Source organism: Segatella copri, assembly GCF_002224675.1.
In the GTDB taxonomy this organism is placed as follows: domain Bacteria; phylum Bacteroidota; class Bacteroidia; order Bacteroidales; family Bacteroidaceae; genus Prevotella; species Prevotella copri_U.
The window spans coordinates 1-19,669 of the sequence record NZ_NMPZ01000022.1 but is presented as its reverse complement, the minus strand read 5'-3'; the positions used below and the strand labels follow the sequence as shown (position 1 = coordinate 19,669).

General features: G+C 48.0%; 17 protein-coding genes. 14 read left to right on the top strand and 3 right to left on the bottom strand.

Annotation, left to right across the window (positions count from 1 at the left end; translation table 11 throughout):
- Positions 1-3 precede the first annotated feature (3 nt).
- A complete protein-coding gene (locus CFT61_RS12435; RefSeq protein ID WP_089544744.1) occupies positions 4-1,737 on the bottom strand; it encodes a hypothetical protein in 1,734 nt (577 codons plus the stop codon).
- A gap of 194 nt (positions 1,738-1,931) precedes the next feature.
- Here CFT61_RS12435 and CFT61_RS16635 point away from each other — a divergent pair, with 194 nt between their 5' ends.
- Positions 1,932-2,123, top strand: a complete 192-nt coding sequence (locus CFT61_RS16635; protein ID WP_142990636.1) for a hypothetical protein — start codon at positions 1,932-1,934, stop codon at positions 2,121-2,123.
- Positions 2,113-2,682 carry a hypothetical protein gene (locus CFT61_RS12430; protein WP_089544743.1) on the top strand — a complete coding sequence of 190 codons (570 nt, stop codon included), beginning with the start codon at positions 2,113-2,115 and terminating at the stop codon, positions 2,680-2,682. Before CFT61_RS16635 ends, CFT61_RS12430 begins: the two co-directional genes overlap by 11 nt.
- 121 nt (positions 2,683-2,803) lie before the next feature.
- On the opposite strand, the gene CFT61_RS12425 is transcribed toward CFT61_RS12430, so the two are convergent.
- Entirely contained in the window at positions 2,804-4,513 is a 1,710-nt protein-coding gene (locus CFT61_RS12425; RefSeq protein WP_089544742.1) for a Na/Pi cotransporter family protein, read from the bottom strand.
- A gap of 171 nt (positions 4,514-4,684) precedes the next feature.
- On the opposite strand from CFT61_RS12425, the gene CFT61_RS12420 reads away from it, so the two are divergent.
- Entirely contained in the window at positions 4,685-6,346 is a 1,662-nt protein-coding gene (locus CFT61_RS12420; RefSeq protein ID WP_089544741.1) for a nucleoside kinase, read from the top strand.
- A gap of 520 nt (positions 6,347-6,866) precedes the next feature.
- Here the strand turns inward: CFT61_RS12420 and upp are convergent.
- Positions 6,867-7,526, bottom strand: coding sequence for a uracil phosphoribosyltransferase (gene upp / locus CFT61_RS12415; protein ID WP_089544740.1), 660 nt, complete (start codon positions 7,524-7,526; stop codon positions 6,867-6,869).
- 453 nt (positions 7,527-7,979) lie between these two features.
- On the opposite strand from upp, the gene pckA reads away from it, so the two are divergent.
- The 11 genes from pckA to CFT61_RS12360 all read left to right on the top strand — a co-directional run bounded on the left by pckA (position 7,980) and on the right by CFT61_RS12360 (position 19,631).
- Positions 7,980-9,593 carry a phosphoenolpyruvate carboxykinase (ATP) gene (pckA, locus tag CFT61_RS12410; protein WP_022121513.1) on the top strand — a complete coding sequence of 538 codons (1,614 nt, stop codon included), beginning with the start codon at positions 7,980-7,982 and terminating at the stop codon, positions 9,591-9,593.
- Positions 9,594-9,794: 201 nt separating this feature from the next.
- Positions 9,795-11,180 carry a DUF6242 domain-containing protein gene (locus CFT61_RS12405; RefSeq protein ID WP_142990635.1) on the top strand — a complete coding sequence of 462 codons (1,386 nt, stop codon included), beginning with the start codon at positions 9,795-9,797 and terminating at the stop codon, positions 11,178-11,180.
- Between the two features lie 40 nt (positions 11,181-11,220).
- Positions 11,221-11,916 carry a DUF6089 family protein gene (locus CFT61_RS12400; RefSeq protein ID WP_142990634.1) on the top strand — a complete coding sequence of 232 codons (696 nt, stop codon included), beginning with the start codon at positions 11,221-11,223 and terminating at the stop codon, positions 11,914-11,916.
- Between the two features lie 24 nt (positions 11,917-11,940).
- Entirely contained in the window at positions 11,941-12,693 is a 753-nt protein-coding gene (locus tag CFT61_RS12395) for an isoprenyl transferase (RefSeq protein WP_089544737.1), read from the top strand.
- A 50-nt stretch (positions 12,694-12,743) separates the two neighbouring features.
- Positions 12,744-15,380: a BamA/OMP85 family outer membrane protein gene (locus CFT61_RS12390; RefSeq protein ID WP_089544736.1), complete on the top strand. Its 2,637-nt coding sequence runs from the start codon at positions 12,744-12,746 to the stop codon at positions 15,378-15,380.
- Positions 15,381-15,391: 11 nt separating this feature from the next.
- Complete coding sequence (locus CFT61_RS12385) at positions 15,392-15,907, top strand: OmpH family outer membrane protein (protein ID WP_089544735.1); 516 nt, start codon at positions 15,392-15,394, stop codon at positions 15,905-15,907.
- Between the two features lie 139 nt (positions 15,908-16,046).
- Entirely contained in the window at positions 16,047-16,532 is a 486-nt protein-coding gene (locus CFT61_RS12380) for an OmpH family outer membrane protein (RefSeq protein WP_089544734.1), read from the top strand.
- A 102-nt stretch (positions 16,533-16,634) separates the two neighbouring features.
- On the top strand, positions 16,635-17,186 hold the full coding sequence (locus CFT61_RS12375; protein ID WP_089544733.1) for an OmpH family outer membrane protein: 552 nt from the start codon (positions 16,635-16,637) through the stop codon (positions 17,184-17,186).
- Positions 17,183-18,019 (top strand): glutamate racemase, encoded by an 837-nt coding sequence (gene murI, locus CFT61_RS12370; protein ID WP_089544732.1) that lies wholly within the window; start codon positions 17,183-17,185, stop codon positions 18,017-18,019. Before CFT61_RS12375 ends, murI begins: the two co-directional genes overlap by 4 nt.
- Before the next feature lie 30 nt (positions 18,020-18,049).
- Positions 18,050-18,385 carry a 30S ribosome-binding factor RbfA gene (gene rbfA, locus CFT61_RS12365; RefSeq protein WP_089544731.1) on the top strand — a complete coding sequence of 112 codons (336 nt, stop codon included), beginning with the start codon at positions 18,050-18,052 and terminating at the stop codon, positions 18,383-18,385.
- Between the two features lie 16 nt (positions 18,386-18,401).
- Positions 18,402-19,631, top strand: a complete 1,230-nt coding sequence (locus CFT61_RS12360) for an FtsX-like permease family protein (RefSeq protein ID WP_089544730.1) — start codon at positions 18,402-18,404, stop codon at positions 19,629-19,631.
- Positions 19,632-19,669 lie beyond the last annotated feature (38 nt).

Below are 19,669 nucleotides of genomic sequence, written 5' to 3'. Positions count from 1 at the left end.
GTATCAATACCATACTTCTATCTGAGGTGATTCCTTGGCATAGCTAGGCATGCACTTACCGATCTTGGCTCCGATGTAGGTTGGGTCGCAGATGTAGAACTTCTTGCCCTTGTACTCGTATGAGGTTCCGTTCTCTACCGGCTCATGGAAGGCTACGGCTGTACATTCGTGTCCTGGGAACTGGATGAGATGTACATCGAGTCCGAGTATCTCGTGTACCAGATAGGCATAGAAGATGGCGCGGTCTTCGCAGTCGTTCTTAGGATAGTAGAGACTTTCCTCGAAGTAGAAATACTTCTCGCGATGGAACTGCTCATCATCGGTAGCGTATGGGAATCCCATCTGTATGAATCGCAGGATGCGGTTGGCTGCTTCCTGTTCGCCGAGATCCTGTACCTGTGCTCTGATCTGCTTCACCACATCGTCGCGCAGACTCTTATCTACTACAGATGCGGCTACGGTAGGAATATCTATGATAGGGTATTCATCGAGCAGCGGCATGACGCCGGTTGGTACTTCACCCTGCAGGGTGATGCCCGCAGCTTCGTATCTGAACGGCTTGGCTTCATCGCCAATTACGGTCTTGCCGGTGAATCTCAGTCCCATGTCCTTGCCCAGTTCTGCGCCCTTAGGCAGTTCGCAGGAGCGGAAGGAACCTTCATCCTCTACATTTGGATAGATGTAGTAGCGCTTGCCGTCGATGTTGAGATAAGATTTCTCGAATACGTGCTCCACGTAAGGGATGAGCATCACCACGTGGTTGCCGCACAGGGCAAGGCGTACGTTGTAGCCGCAGTTGGCAAGCACATACTGCGAAGCGATGATCTTCTCATTCTGGCTGGCGTTTGGCATGGCGGTATCGATGTATTTCTCTACGAGCATGGCAGAACCCCAGTCGCTGAGTCCCATCTTGCGTGATTCGGTGGCGAAAGCCTGGGTTACTTCCTTGAGGTCTGATTGCTTGAGATTCTTCCAGTAGTTCACCACATCATCGGTAGAGCTGATGCTCATGGAAGCGAGTCGGGTTGCCTTTTGCATCTGCAGGGTTGCACCATAGAAGTTGACATCAATGGTCTGCTTGCTTGCCGGAATGCTGACGTGAGGCACGTTTGGCAGGGCAGGCATGACTGGCACGGCTGCTACGGCAGGCATCAGCGGCAGTTCGATACCCGAACCGGTATATTCGATGTCTGGAATATCAGGCTTTACCTCTGGCAGCTTCGGCTTCTTCACCGGTTCTATTTTTGGACGGACGGTAGGAGCCTTTGGATCTGGCTTCTTCGGAGTCTCCGGTTCTGCAGGAGTTTCCGGGGTTACCGGAACGGCAGGAACCTTAGCCAGCGGATCGTTTGGCAGGGCTGGTACCTTCGAGAGGTCGGGTCTGTTTACGAGATCTCCGAATCCGCCTTCCGGAATCAGGATTGGGCTTACCGGCATCTTTGGCTTCACGGTAACCGGTTTCTCTGGCTGTTTCGGAGCTGTATATGTTGGTGGCGTCTTAGGCTTAGGCACCTGCGAGCGCACATCTCCCTTAAACTTCTTGTATTCTTTCCATACGCCTTGCATATACTTATCGTAGTCGGTAAGTATGGTGTTGCGGAACTTGTTGTAATCATCCAGCATCGCCTGTCTTGACTGCTGGAACTGTTTCACAAAGTCATCGTTCTGCGAAAAGCTTGGTGTTGCATGCAAACCGAGCAGCAATATGAAACTGAGAGTAGGATAAATTCTATTCATAATCTGTAATTTTAAGATTTCTACTTTCCGTATTGATAGATATGGGGCAAAGATACGATTTTTTTCTTAATCGCCCAACTTTTTTAAGGAAAAAGGCTCTCCTACCTTAAAATTTTGGGAGGAGAGCCTATCTATGTACCGTTCTTAGCGAAGATTCTGTCCCGGAATAGGAGTTGTTTCCTATTTGGTTATGTTTGATAGATGGATTGTCATATCCTAGTTTTTCTATTTGTGCTGCAAAATTACGAAAAACTTTTGAGATAGCATTGGTTCAAATTGGTTCATTTTCAAAGACTGATGAAGAAAATGAAAAAAGAATGATTGAGAGTGGGAAAAAATGTGTATCTTTGCTGCAAAAAAAGAAAGGAATAGAAAATGACAGATAATTATAATCCAGAAGATTTCGAGCGCTTGAAGCAGGAAGTGGAAACCTTGGTGGGAAGATCCGTCAAGACACCTAAAGACTTTGAATTTCTCTCCCGCCAGATAGAGGGCTATACCAACGAGACCATCTCGGTGAGTACCCTGAAGCGTATGTGGGGATATGTGGCTTCGCCATGCAAACCGAGCAAGTATAATCTTAATTTGCTTTCCCGTATGATAGGTTATTCCGACTGGGAGGCTTTTTCGGGTGGAAACGAAGTTATGTCTTCCAGCCGCTTCTTCGTGAAGAGTAAGCTCATTGCGGATGCCCTGCAGAAGGGGGAACTGGTGAGATTGACCTGGTGCCCGGGCAGAGTGCTTACCATCATGTACAAGGGCAATGATACCTTCGAGGTGGTGGATAGCATCAACAGCAAGCTGGCAAAGGGGGATACCTTCACCTGCCCGCAGTTTGTTGAGGATCAGCCGCTTTATCTTTCCAACCTCAGCCATCCCGGCATCCCGCTCTGCAACTATGTAGCAGGTCAGAATGGAGGAATCAAGTGGAATCTGGGGGGGTGATTCTGGACCTTCCTGAAACATAAAGACAAAAAACAAAAAGCTTGGAATCACGAATGCGATTCCAAGCTTTTTTCATTAAATTCATTGGGGGTTAGCCTCATGCAGCTAATTTCATTGAGGGTTAAGCCTCATGCTGTCTTACGCCCATACGAGCCTCTACTACGTTTACCACGTAGTCGCCGAGCTTCTCGCATTCCTGGATGATATCCATGTACATGGTACCGATGGCATAGGTGTAGAGATGGTTGTTTACATCGTTGATGTTCTGACTCTTCAACTGGTTGCGATAGTTGTTGATCTCGTTCTCGATGTTGAAAGAGAGGTTGGCATCATTATCTACCTTATGACCCACCAGGGTGATGTTCATCTGGGTGAGGGCATTATCTGTAAGCTCCATCATCTGGTGCATGTGCTCATACTGAGAAGGAATGAAGTCTTCCTTGCCACGGATGCGGCGGTTGAGGGTGCGGGCTATGTTGAAACAGCTGTCGCCGATACTCTCAATCTCTGAAATCTCACGCAGCATGGCGCGGATCTTCGCCTTGGTCTCATCAGAAAGATGAGAATCGCTCACCTGGTCGAGATACTTCGCAATCTCAATCTCCATGTTGTCGGAGATTCCCTCGTATTTCTCGATGCGGGTATAGAGCTTGATAAACTTGTCGTCGTTGGTCTCGCCCAGGAGTTCCTTCACCATACCGAACATACGCTGGATGCGCTCGGCGAAACAGTGGATCTCCTTCTGAGCCTCGAGTACGGAGATTTCCGGAGTCTTCATGATACCACTCTGGATGAAACGCAGACGGAAATCATCCTCGTCGGCATTCTTCTTAGGACGGATAATCTTGCATACCAGCTTCTCTATCTGTGGGATAAACCATACCAGGATAAAGGTGTTGGAGAGGTTGAAGGTGGTATGGAAGGCGGCGAGTACGAACGACAGCTTTGCTGCATTGGCAACGAAGTGAGGATCATTCTTTTCCATGGCATCGTCGAAACCTACCCAGCCGCAAACCAGATGGATGAACGGACGGAATACGCAGAGTATCCACAGCACACCGAAGATGTTGAATACCATGTGCGCCATCGCCGCTCTTCGCGCCTGCGTGTTGGCGGTGAGTGCTGCCACATTGGAAGTTACGGTGGTACCGATGTTCTCACCCATCACGAGCGCAATACCCTGATAGATAGGCAGTACGCCGGTAGAACAGAGAATCATCGTAATCGCCATGACGGCAGCCGAACTCTGCACACACATGGTCAGGATACTACCAATGATCAGGAAGGTGATGGTGGTCTGGAAGCTGTGGGGGTCGAAGCTGGAGAAGAACTCCAGAACCGGCTGGTTATGAGCCAGATCCATGTCGATGCCGGTTTGGCGAAGTGTACCCAAGCCGAGGAACATAAAGGAGATACCGAAGATGAAGTCACCTATGATCTTGCGCTTCTTGCTATAGATGAGGATGATGGCGATGAAGAACGCCAGCCACACAAAGTCGGTGATGTTGAATGAGAATCCTGCACTCATGATCCAGGCGGTGAGCGTGGTACCGATATTGGCACCCATGATAACCGAAATAGCCTGGGCAAGGGTGAGGAGACCGGCATTTACGAATGATACCGTCATCACCGTCGTAGCAGTAGAAGACTGTACGGCAGCCGTGATGAGCGTACCCGAGAGTATGCCCGTCAAACGATTGGTGGTCATAGTTCCTAACACATGGCGGAGCTGTGGTCCGGCCATCTTCTGCAAACTGTCGCTCATGGTCTTCATACCAAACATCAGTAAGGCGAGTGCTCCGATAAGCCTAAAAAATATCCAAATCGACATATTATAACTTAATTAATGTTGTCAAAATCATCAAGTTTACGTTTTTTTTCGTAACTTTACGCTCTGTAAGCAATGCTCCGCTTGAGGGCTTGCTCAGGCCCGGTGAACGTCCTCCTGGGAGGTCTTCGTTAGGCTGTAGATTATTAACTTTGTAACATAGTTTTAACACAAATGAAACAGAAGATACAAATCCGTTGCAAAAATAATAAAAAATCTCAGAAAGTCGAAATCGGAAGCACACTTTTTGATGTTTTTTCTTCATTTGACCTTAAAATGACCCATGGACCGGTGTCTGCGAGGGTAAATAACAAGGTGGAAGGCATGCATTACCGTGTTTATAACTCCAAGGATGTAGAATTCCTGGATATGAACTCTGCGTCGGGTTCGCGTGCCTATACCCGGACGCTTTTCTTTGTATTGTGCAAGGCGGTGCAGGATATTTATCCGAATACGGATGTGGTCATCGATATTCCGGTATCCAACGGATTCTATGTGGATATCCGTCTGGGGCGCCCGGTAGTAGATGAGGATGTGAACATCCTCCGCCGCCGCATGCAGGAGATCATCGACTCCAAGATGCCGATACGCCGCTTCACGGTGCCTACCGAGGAGGCTATCGCCCTCTTCCAGGAAAAAGGCGATGTGGAAAAGGTGAAGCTTCTCAGGACTTCGGGTTCCATCTATACCACCTATTATAAAATAGGTGAATATGTGGATTATTATTATGGCACCCTGCTCACCAATACCTCCCAGCTCTATCTCTTCGGGTTGGAGAAGTACTATGATGGCATGTTGCTGCGCATTCCTTCGGTCAGCAACCCGGATGAGCTGGGCGAAATGACCCGACAGGACAAAATGTTTGATATCTTCAAGGAGCATCATCGCTGGCAGGAAATCCTGGGTATCAGAACCGTGGGGGACTTCAACCAGGCTATCGATGCGGGACATGCTACGGATATCATCAATATCAGCGAAGCGCTGCAGGAGAAGAAGCTGGCGAAGATTGCCGAGGAGATTGCCAGCCGCAAAGGGGTGAAGCTGGTGCTGCTGGCGGGTCCGTCTTCTTCGGGCAAGACTACTTCCTGCAAGCGTCTGAGCATCCAGCTTGCCGTAAACGGATTGAAGCCTCTGCAGATTTCGCTCGATGATTACTTCGTGGATAGGGATAAGACCCCGAAGGATGAAAATGGTGATTTTGATTTTGAGAGCATCTATGCCCTGAACCTCGATTTGCTCAACGAGCAGTTTAATGCGCTCTTCCGTGGCGAGGAGGTGGAACTGCCGAAATACGATTTCCCTTCGGGCAAGAGTGTGAAGAGTGGAAAGAAGTTGAAGCTGGAGCCTAACAATGTTCTGGTGGTAGAGGGAATCCACGCCCTGAATCCGGAGCTTACGGCGCATGTTCCTGAAGAGCAGATCTTCCGTGTGTATGCTTCTGCGCTGACCACCATTCTGCTGGATAATCACAATTATATCCCTACAACGGACAACCGTCTGCTGCGCCGCATCATTCGCGACTATAAATATAGAGGTGTATCTGCCCAGGAAACCATCCACCGCTGGCCATCGGTAAGATCCGGAGAGAACAAGTGGATCTTCCCGTTTCAGGAGAATGCCGATGCCATGCTGAATACGGCGATGCTCTATGAGTTGTCGGTTCTCAAGATGCAGGCAGAGCCGTTGCTCCAGCAGGTGCCGGAGAATTGTGAGGAATTTGCTGAGGCTTACCGCCTGCTGAAGTTCCTGAAGTATTTCAAGGGAATACCTTATAATAATCTGCCTCCAACCTCCCTCTTGCGAGAATTTCTGGGCGGCAGCTCATTCCATTATTAGGTACTTGTGTTTTTTGCCTCACTATGGCACAATATTGCCCTCTGCCAGGGCAATATCTTGCCGTGGTGAGGCAAGATTCGTTATGTCGTGAAGGAGTTTTGAAGATAAGCGCTACTGCTTCATTTTCTTGAGTATCAAGCGCCACTCTCGCTTTTACTCTTCACTCTTCACATTTTGAGCGTAAGTTACTGATGTTCAATGAGTATTGTGGGTGAAGAGTAGGGGTTGACTCTTCACCACTCTTCACCACTCTTCACCCTGACTTTTTTTGAGTGCGAAATCATTTCAGGAACAACGTTTGGTCTTCAATGATGACCTGCTTCTGTCTTCAATGATGACCAGCTCCAGGCTTCAATGATGGCTGGGCTTACTGCGATAAGGTGAAGAGAGGTGAAGAGTGGTGAAGAGTGAAGCTTGACTCTTCACCTGTTTAATGTATTGATAATTAATGGATTAATGCCAAAGTGTGAAGAGTGAAGAGTAAAAGCGAAAGTGGCTTTCTATACAGCCGTTTTTCGCTTTAGAGCTTGCTTCCGTAGCAGAGGTCTCCGGCATCGCCGAAGCCAGGAATGATGTATTTGTGCTCGTTCAGTCCCTCATCGATGGATGCACACCAGATGGTAGTCTTGTCTTCAGGGAAGGTCTTCTTGACATGCTCGATGCCCTGTGGAGCGGCAAGCACGCAGGCTACGTGGATGTGCTTAGGGGTTCCCTTGGTAAGGAGCGCCTTCATACCCATCTCCATGCTGATACCGGTGGCAAGCATAGGGTCTGCGATGATGAGTGTCTTGCCGGTAAGGTCTGGAGTTGCCAGATACTCGATATGAACCCCCACCTCGGTATGCTCCTTGTTGGTATATTCGCGATAGGCACTCACGAAAGCATTGCCGGAGTGGTCGAAGATATTGAGGAAACCCTCATGGAAAGGCAGACCTGCACGGAAAATCGTACCGATGACAATCTTGTCGGTAGGGAAATTAACCTGGGCTACACCAAGAGGGGTAGTCACGTCTCTGTTCTCGTAATTGAGGGTCTTTGAAATTTCAAAAGCCTCATACTCGCCGATTCTCTTGATGTTGTTGCGGAAGAGGAGTCGGTTCTTTTGATACTCGCAGTCGCGCATCTCAGCCAGATAGCGGTTGATGATGCAGTTATGCTCGCTCAGATTATTAATTTTCATAAGTCGTAGTATTTATTTTCTTGTTATTTCAATCGATGTTTATTCCTGCTGAAGTCATCTGTCGAGATGCAGCAAAGGTGATGCAAAGATAAGGCAAAATCCGGAAACCGCAAAATGTTTTCCGTTATTTTTTCCATCCGGCTTCTTCTGGTGCCATCCATGGGCTTTTATGTGCCTTCTGAACCCCTATATATATAATTAGGTGGAAAATGAATTTGGATGAAGCAGATTTGCGGCGAATATTTGCAAAGTCAATATGGCAAATTATAGATGAATGGGTCGATTTTTTAATTCTTTAACCTAAAAAGGCTTTAAAAAACAAGAATATTATCTAAGAATCTTTGCTATAAAACATATTTTTTGTAACTTTGCGGCGGTTTTGGAGAATGATGATTTCTTCTGTCAACCAAAGTAAAGAGAAATTATTCACAACTTAAATACATTTAAAATAAAATGGCAAAGTTTGATAAGTCAGTTTTAGCAAAGTACGGAATCACAGGTACAACTGAGGTTCTCTACAATCCTTCTTATGAGGTATTGTTCAATGAGGAGACTAAGGAAGGTCTCGAGGGTTTTGAGGTTGGTCAGGAGACTGAGCTCGGTGCAGTTAACGTAATGACTGGTATTTACACAGGTCGTTCTCCTAAAGACAAGTTCATCGTTGACGATGCTACATCTCACGACACTGTATGGTGGGATTCTGAGGAATATCACAACGATAACCACAAGGCTACTCCAGAGGCTTGGAATGCCGTTAAGGAGATCGCTAAGAAGGAGCTTTCTAACAAGAAGTTGTTCGTAGTAGATGGTTTCTGCGGTACACACAAGGATACACGTATGAAGGTACGTTTCATCGTTGAGGTAGCATGGCAGGCACACTTCGTAACAAATATGTTCATCCGTCCTCAGAACGAGGCTGAGTTCGATCAGGAGCCAGACTTCATCGTTTACAATGCTTCTAAGGCAAAGGTTGAGAACTGGAAGGAGTTGGGTCTCCACTCAGAGACAGCCGTTGTATTCAACGTAACTTCTAAGGAGCAGGTTATCATCAACACATGGTATGGTGGTGAGATGAAGAAGGGTATGTTCTCTATGATGAACTACTTCTTGCCATTGAAGGGTATGGCTTCTATGCACTGCTCTGCCAACACAGATATGAACGGTGAGAACACAGCTATCTTCTTCGGTCTTTCTGGTACAGGTAAGACTACATTGTCAACAGACCCTAAGCGTAAGTTGATCGGTGACGATGAGCACGGATGGGACGACGAGGGTGTGTTCAACTTCGAAGGTGGTTGCTACGCTAAGGTTATCAACCTCGACAAGGAGTCTGAGCCAGACATCTACGGTGCTATCACACGTGACGCTCTCCTCGAGAACGTAACTGTAGCTAAGGATGGTAAGATTGACTTCGCAGATAAGACTGTTACCGAGAATACTCGTGTATCTTATCCTATCTACCACATCAAGAACATCCAGCGTCCATTCTCTCAGGGTCCAGCTGCTAAGCAGGTTATCTTCCTCTCAGCAGATGCATTCGGTGTATTGCCACCAGTATCTATCTTGAACGCTGAGCAGACTAAGTATTACTTCCTCTCTGGCTTCACAGCTAAGTTGGCTGGTACAGAGCGCGGTATCACCGAGCCTACTCCAACATTCTCTGCTTGCTTCGGTCAGGCATTCTTGGAGTTGCACCCAACTAAGTACGCTGAGGAGTTGGTAAAGAAGATGCAGAAGTCTGGTGCTAAGGCATACTTGGTTAACACAGGTTGGAACGGTACAGGCAAGCGTATCTCTATCCGCGATACACGTGGTATCATCGACGCTATCCTCGACCACTCAATCGACGCAGCTCCTACAAAGACTATCCCATTCTTCAACTTCGTAGTTCCTACACAGTTGGAAGGCGTAGATCCTAAGATCCTCGATCCACGTGATACATACGCTGAGGCTTCTCAGTGGGAGGAGAAGGCTAAGGATTTGGCTGCTCGTTTCATCAAGAACTTCAAGAAGTATGAGACAAACGAGGCTGGTAAGGCTCTCGTTGCTGCTGGTCCACAGCTCTAATTCGACATTTCGAATTTATACTAAATATGGAATCCCGTCTCTCGCAAGAGAGGCGGGATTTCTTCGTTTTTACGCCTCGAAATCACTAAAAAACTTAAAAAATGCGCCTAAAATCAATAAATTGCATAATAATAAGGAGAAAAGGTCGAGTTTTTAAAGAATTCTCAGTAAATTTGCAGCTAAAAAGAAAAATTGGATAGAATGAAAAGTAAATTTTTAGCTTTTATAGCACTTGTTGCAGCTACTTTGTCGCTCTCTTCATGCTTGAACAGCGACGAGACGGTAGTAGAATATACAAATGATACAGCCATCACGAGTTTCTCTTTGGGAAAGCTCGGTAGATACACGAAGACTACTGCAGGCAAGGATACTCTGATCGCTGATAAAGTGAATGGAGCTAACTATCATTTTTATATAGATCAGGTTAACCGCCAGATCTATAACGTAGATTCCTTGCCTACCAAGACAAGGACCGCTGCCGTATTGGCTACCATCAGCAGCAAGAACAGCAGCCCTATCTTCATCATGCACAAGAATTGCCCTGAGAAGATCGACTCGGCAAAGTATTATTCAAGCACCGATTCCATCGACTTCTCTCAGCCACGAATGGTTCGTGTATATAACAACTCGCTCAATGCCTACGTTACTTACACCGTAAAGGTGAACGTGCATCAGCAGGAAGGCAATGAGTTCAACTGGCAAGCCAAGGCTCAACTCAATGAGCAGCTCGCTGCACTCAGCGACTTGAAGGTGCTTGCCCTGGGAAGCCATATCTATGTATTCGGCAAGACCCTCGGGGGAATGAAGATATACAAGAGTGCTGCAAGCGATGGTAACAACTGGGCGGAGATAACAGCCAACCAGACTTTCGCAGCTGTCGATTATCAGAACGCGGTGCAGATGGGCGATCAGCTCTACATCCTCTCTGATGGCAAGGTGTATGCTTCTGCCGATGCTGCAACCTGGAATCTGGTAGGCGAGGACAGCCAGCTCAAGCAGTTGGTAGGTGCCAGCAGCAAGTATCTTTATGCCTTCACCGCTACAGGTATCTCAGTGTCTAAGGACAATGGTGCAACCTGGGCTGCCCAGAAATTGGATGCAGCTTTCTCACTCCTGCCTACCCAGAACCTGAGCATGAATGTTTCTACCATCGCTTCTGTGAAGAATGTAGAGAATGTTCTCCTGCTCGGTACCCGTGATGCAAGCTATCGCGATACCATCGCTACGCTCTGGAATCATGTGGCTGATTACTCTGCCAATGCTCCAGAAAGCGCATGGAACTATATAGAATATGATTCTCTCCAGAGTGGCAAGATGCCAATGATGGATCAGGTGCTCGTCTGTGGTGCTGATTCTGGCTTCGTAGCTCTCGGAAGCAACGGCAAATGGTATAAGAGCAAGACCAACGGACTGACATGGGGTGTAGATTCACTCGTAACCATGCCAGCCGGATTCTCTGCTGCCACCCAGCGCTTCGGCTTCTGCCGCGACAAGGACAACTTCTACTGGGTAGTAAGAAACGGCAGCGTATGGAAGGGCCGCTTCAACAAGGATGGCTGGATCAAGGACCAGACTATCTTCGAATAAGACCCTCGGGAATCATATTCATATCGCGTAAGGTATAGACATGAGGAGAAACTTGTGTAAATGCTTGTTGCTGCCGGTCTTGTTCCTCTTGCCGTTGCAGGTGATGAGGGCACAGGACGATTACCAGTATCGTATGGAGATGGGTGCCGGCGTGGGACTGGTTGCCTACGAGGGCGACCTGAACGGCAATATCCTTGCCCACCAGCAGCCGATGGCAGCCATCGTGGGAAGATACAGCTTCGACCCCTACAAGGATCTGCGGTTCAACCTGGGGCTGGGCAAGCTGAAAGGCTCTAACGACAAGGTGAAGACCGATTATCCCGACCTGGATGGGAAAGCCTACTCCTTCAGCAATACCCTGGTGGATATGAGCCTCGTCTTCGAGTACAACTTCTGGCCCTATGGCACAGGCAGGGACTACAGAGGAGCCAGGAGGCTGGTGCCTTTCATCTTCGGAGGTCTGGGAGCCACCTTTGTGAAGGGAGATCAGAAGAATGTATTTACCGCCAACGTGCCTCTGGGCATCGGGGCAAAATACAAGATAAACGAACGGATGAACGTAGGCGTAGATTGGAGCATCCATTTCTCGCTGAACGATGAACTGGATGGGGTGAAAGACCCTTATGGCATCAAGAGCAGCGGACTCTGGAAAAACCAGGACTGCTATTCCATGCTGCAAGTCTCGTTCACCTACAGCTTCAGCGCAAAGTGTAAAACGTGTAATAAAGAAGAATAAGAACTCTTAATTAAGAAATAAGATATGAACAACTTGGATATGAACAGAATACCTGAGCACATCGCTATCATCATGGATGGCAATGGACGCTGGGCAACAGAAAGAGGTAAGGATCGCAGCTACGGCCACCAGGCTGGAGTTGACGCAGTGCGTTGCATTACATCAGAATGTACTCGCCTCGGTGTGAAGTACCTTACTCTCTATACTTTCTCTACTGAAAACTGGAATCGTCCTGCCGATGAGATTTCTGCCCTGATGGGACTGGTGCTGACTTCTCTGGAGGATGAAATCTTCATGAAGAACAATGTGCGGTTCCGCGTGATCGGCGACTTGAAGCGTCTGCCACAGGCTGTGCAGGACAAGTTGCAGGAGACCATGGACCATACCGCCAAGAACGATGCCATGACCATGGTGGTAGCCCTGAGCTACTCTTCGCGCTGGGAAATCATGAATGCGATGAAGAAAACCGTAAAGGAGGCTATGGAGAATGGCGTCAGCTATGAGGAGGTTGAGAAGATGCTTACCGAGGAAAACTTCGAGAAGCACCTGGAGACTAACTTCATGCCAGACCCAGAGCTCCTGATCCGTACAGGTGGCGAGTTACGTATCAGCAACTACCTGTTGTGGCAGATTGCCTATTCTGAGTTGTATTTCTGCGATACCTATTGGCCAGACTTCAACGAGGAGTGCCTGCATAAGGCTATCGAGAGCTACCAGTCGCGCCAGCGCCGTTTCGGCAAGACCGAGGCTCAGGTAGAAGCAGAGGAAGAGAAGTAAAAGGGGGAAAAAGGACGAAAAATAGATACTATATATATAATAAGGTATAAATGAACAAGCTAAGAAAGATTTTCATCCTGCTATTCGGCATCATGGCGAGTGTGCAGGTTATGGCACAGGACAAGATAGTACATCCAGATATCTCGTATGCCGGAACCCCTCGCACCTTGACCCTTGGAGGTATCAATGTGTCGGGTGTGGAAGGATACGAAGACTATGTGCTCACTGGTATCTCGGGCCTGACAGTGGGAGAAGAGATTGAAGTGCCAGGCGACGCTATTACCAATGCCGTCAAGCGCTATTGGAAACATGGACTTTTCTCTAAAGTCGCTATCGCTGCCGACTCTATCGTGGGTGAAAAACTTTATCTTCACATCTATCTCGCAGTAAGACCTCGTATCTCTGACATCCACTACGTGGGATTGAAGAAAAGCGAGCGTGAGGATATGGAGCAGAAGCTCGGTATGGTCAAGGGTACTCAGGTAACACCTAACATGCTCGACCGTGCCAAGATTCTTGCCAAGAAATACTTCGATGACAAGGGTTTCAAGAATGCTGAAATCCAGATCAACCAGCGCGACGATGTGGCTAACAAGGGCCAGGTCATCCTGGACGTGATCGTAGATAAGAAACAGAAAATCAAGGTTCACCAGATTACCATCGACGGTAACGAGAAACTCTCGGACAGAAAGATCAAGGGTGGACTCTTCTCGAAGGGAGCCTTTGCCAAGACCCACGAGGCTGGCAAGTTTGCTACTTTCTTCAAGTCGAAGAAGTTTACTCCTGAGAGATGGAAGGAAGACAAGCAGAAACTCATCGACAAATACTACGAGTATGGTTATCGTGATGCGCAGATCCTGGAAGACAGCGTAAGCAACTTCGACGAGAAGCACGTCAACGTGTATGTCAAGGTAGATGAGGGTAAGCGCTACTTTATCCGCAATATCAACTGGGTGGGCAACACCGTATATGCTACCGACTATCTGAATGCCGTGCTCGGCATGAAGAAGGGCGATGTGTATAATCAGAAACTCCTGGGCAAGCGATTGCAGGAGGATGAAGATGCTGTGGGCAACCTCTATTACAACAATGGTTACGTGTTCTCTAACATCAATCCTGCCGAAGTGAACATCGACGGCGATTCCATCGACCTGGAGATGCGCGTGACAGAGGGACCTCAGGCTTACCTGAGCCACGTACGTATCAACGGTAATACCCGTCTCTATGAGAACGTAGTACGCCGTGAGCTCCGTACCAAGCCAGGCGACCTCTTCTCTAAGGATGCCCTGATGCGTTCGGCTCGTGAGTTGGCTTCCATGGGTCACTTCGATGCTGAGAAGGTTTCACCAGATGTAAAGCCTAACTACGAGGACGGTACTGTGGATGTAAACTGGAACCTGGAGCAGAAGAGTAACGACCAGATTGAGTTCTCGCTCGGTTGGGGTCAGACGGGTGTCATCGGACGTGTGGGCTTGAAGCTCAACAACTTCTCTATGGCAAACCTCTTCAACAAGAACAAGGAGCATCGTGGTATCATGCCTATCGGTGACGGTGAGGTGCTGAGCATCGGTGCACAGACCAACGGTACCTACTATCAGAGCTATAACGTAAGCTACTCTACCAACTGGTTTGGCGGCAAGCGCCCTATCCAGTTCAGCGTAGGTGCATACTACAGTAAGAGTACAGACGTGTCAAGCAACTATTATAATAGTGCCTACATGAACAACTACATGAGCTACATGTATGGTTATGGTACGGGTTACTATAATAACTACGAGAATTATTACGATCCAGACAAGTACATCCAGATGGTGGGTGTGAGCCTCGGTTGGGGTAAGCGCCTCCGTTGGCCGGATGATTACTTCACCTTGTCTGTGCAGTTGGCTTACCAGCGCTACATGATGAAGAACTGGAGCTATATGCTGATGACCAACGGTAATGCGAACAACTTGAACTTGACCATCGCATTGAACCGTACATCAACCGACAACCAGCTCTTCCCACGTCGTGGTTCAGAGTTTGAGGCAAGTGTCAACCTTACTCCACCATGGAGTGCGTTCGACAACAAGGATTACAAGAATCTCGCCAACAACTCCCAGTCTCCAACCTACTCTGCAGAGCAGCAGGAGAAATACCGCTGGATTGAGTATCACAAGTGGAAGTTCAAGGCAAAGACCTATACCGCACTTACAGAGGGTCAGAAGTGCTTCGTATTGATGACCCGTGTAGAACTCGGTTTGCTCGGTGCTTACAACAAGTACAAGAAGAGTCCATTCGAGACCTACTATGTGGGTGGTGACGGTATGAGCGGTTATTCATCCTATTATGGTGAGGAAACCATCGGACTCCGTGGTTACGAGAACGGTTCCGTATCTTACGGCCGTACCACCGGTTACTATGCTTATGCATACGACCGCTTCTCATTGGAGCTCCGTTATCCATTCCTCCTGGGCAATACCACTATTTATGGTTTGACCTTCGTAGAGGCAGGTAACGCCTGGTATGATACCAAGGACTTCAATCCATTCAGCATGAAACGCAGTGCCGGTGTCGGTGTGCGTATCTTCCTGCCAATGGTGGGTCTGATGGGTATTGACTGGGCTTACGGTTTCGACAAGGTATGGAACGGTAGCCAGTATAAGAAGGGTGGAAGTCAGTTCCACTTCATCTTGGGTCAGGAATTCTAAAGACGGATTTTATGAAGAAAATAGTATTGATGCTGATGATGGCTGTAGCAGCCATCTCAGCACATGCACAGAAATATGCATTGGTGGATATGGAGTACATCCTGCGCAATATCCCAGCTTATGAGCGTGCCAACGAACAGTTGAACCAGGTGAGCCGCAAGTGGCAGGCCGAGGTAGAGGCGCTCAATCTGGAAGCAAGCACCATGTACAAGAATTATCAGAACGAGGTAGTATTCCTCTCACAGGAGCAGAAGAAGGCCAAGCAGGACTCCATTATGCAGAAGGAGAAGGAAGCCAGCGACCTGAAGAAGAAATACTTCGGTGCCGAGGGAGAGCTTTACAAGAAGCGCGAGGCACTGATGGGACCTATCCAGGAGGAGATTTACAATGCCGTGAAGGAGATTTCCAACCTGCGCGGCTACTCGCTTGTTCTCGACAGAGCCAGCAACAATGGAATCATTTTTGGTTCGCCAAAAATAGACATCAGCAACGAAGTACTCCAAAAATTAGGCTATTCTAACAAATAATAAGTGTTATTCCAGGAAATAATCTAGGTTATTTCAAGAAATAATTGTATATTTGCAGCCGATAAGAGAGGATGCGGCAGGAAAATACCGCCCTCGGCATAACCAATTAAGAATAATAATTAAAAAAGAATAAACAGAAATGAAAAAGCTTATTTTAATGTTGATGCTTTGCGCACCAATGACAATGATGGCACAGAAGTTCGGTAAGGTAAATACTCAGCAGATCATGCAGTCTTTGCCAGACGTAGCTAAGGCCAACGGCGAGTTGGAAGCTCTCCAGAAGCAGAAGGAGAACGACCTCAAGTCTATGCAGGATGAGTTCCAGCGCAAGGCAGATGAGTACCAGAAGGGCGCAAGCACAATGAATGCTACTGCCAAGCAGCAGAAGGAAACAGAATTGCAGGGTCTTCAGCAGAAGATTCAGCAGGCTTACCAGGATGGTCAGCAGGAGTTGCAGAAGAAGAGCAGTGAGCTCATGCAGCCTATCATCGCTAAGGTACGTACAGCTATCGAGGCTGTAGGTAAGGCTGGTAACTATACATACATCATGGAGGAAGGCACAGCTATCTATACTGGCGCCAACGTGGTAGATGTTACCAAGGAAGTACAGGCTAAGATCAAGTAATCAAACGTAAGTATTTCTATAAAAAGCTAAGGGCAGGCACAAGTGCCTGCCCTTATTTATCGTCTAGTATATTCATATCATATATAAAAGGTATCACGCATTATGAAAAAGAATCTCCTATTTTTGGCGCTCGCTCTTGTTGCCCTCTCGGCTTCTGCACAGCAGAACCAGACTCCGGCGGAACAACCAGCAGCCATCGTTGCACAGCCAGCACTGCGATTTGGCTACTTCAGCTTTGAGCAGGTTTTTCATACCATGCCTGGTTATGCAATAGCCAAGCATAATATGGATGAACTCCGCGCAAAGTATGATGAGGAAACCAAGCGCGTGGAAACTGAGTTTAATACCAAGTATGAGGAATTCCTTGACGGTCAGCGCTCGTATGCCAAGACTATCCTGGAGAAGCGCCAGGCTGAACTGCGTGAATTGATGGAGAAGAACATCGCCTTCAAGGCTGAGGCTGCCAAACTCCTGAGTCAGGCAGAGACCGATGCGTATGCTCCTCTCAAGACCCAGATCAACGAGGCTGCCAAGCAGATTGGCAAGGAGAAGGGATTTGCCTTCATCATCAATACCGACAACAACGCCACACCTTATCTGAGTGAAGAAATGGGTGAGGATATTACAGCAGTGCTGGAGGAGAAACTGAAATGATTCTGCCATCTAATCCCGGACCTATCGGAATCTTTGATTCCGGATATGGTGGCTTGACCATCCTGCATGGTTTGCGCCAGATGTTGCCGCAGTATGACTATATGTATCTGGGCGACAATGCCCGTGCGCCATACGGTTCGCGCTCCTTCGAGGTGGTGTATAAGTTTACCCGCCAGGCTGTGCTGAAGCTTTTTTCCATGGGTTGCCATCTGGTAATTCTGGGTTGCAATACGGCTTCGGCTAAGGCGCTGCGCTCTATCCAGCAGAGAGACATCCCGGAACTGGACCCTGACCGCCGCGTGCTGGGCATCATCCGTCCTACTGCCGAGGTGATAGGTACGCTGACCAAGAGTCGCCACGTGGGCATTCTTGCCACCGAGGGAACCATCAAGAGCGAGAGCTACAAGATGGAGATTGGCAAGCTCTGGCCGGATATTCAGGTAAGCGGAGTGGCTTGTCCGCTCTGGGCTGCTATCGTAGAGGCTAACGAGGCTGATAGTCCTGGTGCTGATTATTTCGTCAAGAAGCGCATCGACCAGTTGATGCGTATGGATGAGGACATCGATACCATCATCCTGGGTTGCACCCATTATCCACTGCTCATGAGCAGCATCGTGAAGAATCTTCCCGACGGCGTGAGAGTGGTGCCACAGGGACAGTATGTGGCCAACAGTCTGCAGGATTATCTGCAGCGACATCCGAATATGGAACAGATGGTGACAAAGGGTGGTAGCTGCAAGTATCTGACTACAGAAAGTGAGGAGAAATTCAAGGAGTCGGCGTTGATATTCCTGCATGAGCAGGTGGACGTTACACACGTGGACCTTGAATAGTTTATAATTAATAGTTTATAGTTAATAGTTATGCAAGAAACAAGACAAAACCGTATATCAAGACTGCTCCAGAAGGAGTTGAGTCTTATCTTCCAGTCACAGACCCGCATGATGCATGGTGTGATGGTAAGTGTTACTAAGGTAAGAGTAAGCCCGGATCTTAGCATCTGCACTGCTTACCTCAGCGTGTTCCCATCTGAAAAGGGTGAGGAAATTCTGAAGAATATCAATGCCAACGAGAAGACTATCCGCTTCGACCTGGGCAGAAAGGTGAGAAATCAGTTGCGCATCATTCCAGAGCTCCGTTTCTTCCTGGACGACAGCCTGGATTATCTGGAGCGCATTGATGAACTCTTGAAGAAGTAAAAAAGTAAAAAGACAAATGAATTTTCCATTCTTTATTGCTCGCAGGTATCTCTTTTCCAAGAAGAGTACACACGTTATCAATGTGATCAGCTCCATCTCTGTGATTGGTGTGGCTGTGGCAACGATGGCACTCGTCATCGTGCTGAGCGTATTTAATGGTTTCCACGACCTGGTGGCTACGCTCTTTACGAGCTTCGACCCGCAGTTGAAGGTGGTGCCGATGGAGGGAAAGACGGCGCCTGCCGATGACCCGATATTGACGCAGATACGTATGCTGCCACAGGTAGATGTGGCTACAGAAACCGTGGAAGACCAGGCGCTGGCAATCTATGACGACCGTCAGGCTATGGTGAGGATCAAGGGCGTGGACGACAACTTCTCTGAGTTGTCACATATCAACGACATCCTTTATGGTGATGGCAGTTTCTCGCTCCATGCTGCCAATCTGCAGTATGGAACCGTGGGTATCCGTCTGGCGCAGACCTTGGGTATCGGGGCAAAATGGGATGGTTTTATGAAGATTTATGCTCCGCAGAAGGAGGGACAGTTGGATATGATGAATCCGGATGCCGGCTTTGTGGTTGATTCGCTGAATTCTCCGGGTGTGCTCTTCGCCGTCAAGCAGTCGAAATACGACAAGAATTATATCATCACTTCCATTACCTTTGCGCGCAATCTCTTCGGTCAGCAGGGTATGCTCTCTGATCTGGAGATCCGCCTGAAGGAGGGTAGTGACCTGCAGGCAGTAAAGGCTGAGATGCAGAAGATTGCCGGCACCAAATATAAGGTGCTGGATAGATTTGAGCAGCAGGAAGATACTTTCAAGATCATGTCGATAGAGAAGCTGATGGCTTACATCTTCCTGACTTTTATCCTCGTAGTGGCATGTTTCAACATCATCGGTTCGCTCTCGATGCTCATCATCGACAAGAAGAATGATGTGGTGACGTTGCGGAATCTGGGTGCCAATGACAAACAGATTACGCGTGTCTTCCTCTTCGAGGGAAGAATGATTGCAGTGATTGGTGCGGTGATTGGTATCGGACTGGGTCTGTTGCTCTGCTGGCTGCAGCAGCAGTATGGCTTCGTAAGACTGGGCGACTCCGAGGGTTCCTTCATCGTAAATGCCTATCCGGTAAGCGTTCACTATTCTGATGTAGCCATCATCTTTGTAACGGTTATCGCCGTAGGCTGGCTTGCCGTATGGTATCCGGTGAGAGCATTGAGTAAAAGACTTTTGAGTTAATAGAAAGAAATAAGCATAAAAAATCCTGCTTGTGTATG

What these genes read in the sequence shown, in the direction of transcription:
- CFT61_RS12390 (WP_089544736.1), top strand. Translation starts at nt 12,744, where the DNA reads ATGAACAAGCTAAGAAAGATTTTCATCCTGCTATTCGGCATCATGGCG.
- CFT61_RS12425 (WP_089544742.1), bottom strand. Translation starts at nt 4,513, where the DNA reads ATGTCGATTTGGATATTTTTTAGGCTTATCGGAGCACTCGCCTTACTG.
- CFT61_RS12435 (WP_089544744.1), bottom strand. Translation starts at nt 1,737, where the DNA reads ATGAATAGAATTTATCCTACTCTCAGTTTCATATTGCTGCTCGGTTTG.
- CFT61_RS12380 (WP_089544734.1), top strand. Translation starts at nt 16,047, where the DNA reads ATGAAAAAGCTTATTTTAATGTTGATGCTTTGCGCACCAATGACAATG.
- CFT61_RS12395 (WP_089544737.1), top strand. Translation starts at nt 11,941, where the DNA reads ATGAACAACTTGGATATGAACAGAATACCTGAGCACATCGCTATCATC.
- CFT61_RS12375 (WP_089544733.1), top strand. Translation starts at nt 16,635, where the DNA reads ATGAAAAAGAATCTCCTATTTTTGGCGCTCGCTCTTGTTGCCCTCTCG.
- pckA (WP_022121513.1), top strand. Translation starts at nt 7,980, where the DNA reads ATGGCAAAGTTTGATAAGTCAGTTTTAGCAAAGTACGGAATCACAGGT.
- murI (WP_089544732.1), top strand. Translation starts at nt 17,183, where the DNA reads ATGATTCTGCCATCTAATCCCGGACCTATCGGAATCTTTGATTCCGGA.
- CFT61_RS12360 (WP_089544730.1), top strand. Translation starts at nt 18,402, where the DNA reads ATGAATTTTCCATTCTTTATTGCTCGCAGGTATCTCTTTTCCAAGAAG.
- rbfA (WP_089544731.1), top strand. Translation starts at nt 18,050, where the DNA reads ATGCAAGAAACAAGACAAAACCGTATATCAAGACTGCTCCAGAAGGAG.
- CFT61_RS12385 (WP_089544735.1), top strand. Translation starts at nt 15,392, where the DNA reads ATGAAGAAAATAGTATTGATGCTGATGATGGCTGTAGCAGCCATCTCA.
- CFT61_RS12400 (WP_142990634.1), top strand. Translation starts at nt 11,221, where the DNA reads ATGAGGAGAAACTTGTGTAAATGCTTGTTGCTGCCGGTCTTGTTCCTC.
- CFT61_RS12420 (WP_089544741.1), top strand. Translation starts at nt 4,685, where the DNA reads ATGAAACAGAAGATACAAATCCGTTGCAAAAATAATAAAAAATCTCAG.
- upp (WP_089544740.1), bottom strand. Translation starts at nt 7,526, where the DNA reads ATGAAAATTAATAATCTGAGCGAGCATAACTGCATCATCAACCGCTAT.
- CFT61_RS12430 (WP_089544743.1), top strand. Translation starts at nt 2,113, where the DNA reads ATGACAGATAATTATAATCCAGAAGATTTCGAGCGCTTGAAGCAGGAA.
- CFT61_RS12405 (WP_142990635.1), top strand. Translation starts at nt 9,795, where the DNA reads ATGAAAAGTAAATTTTTAGCTTTTATAGCACTTGTTGCAGCTACTTTG.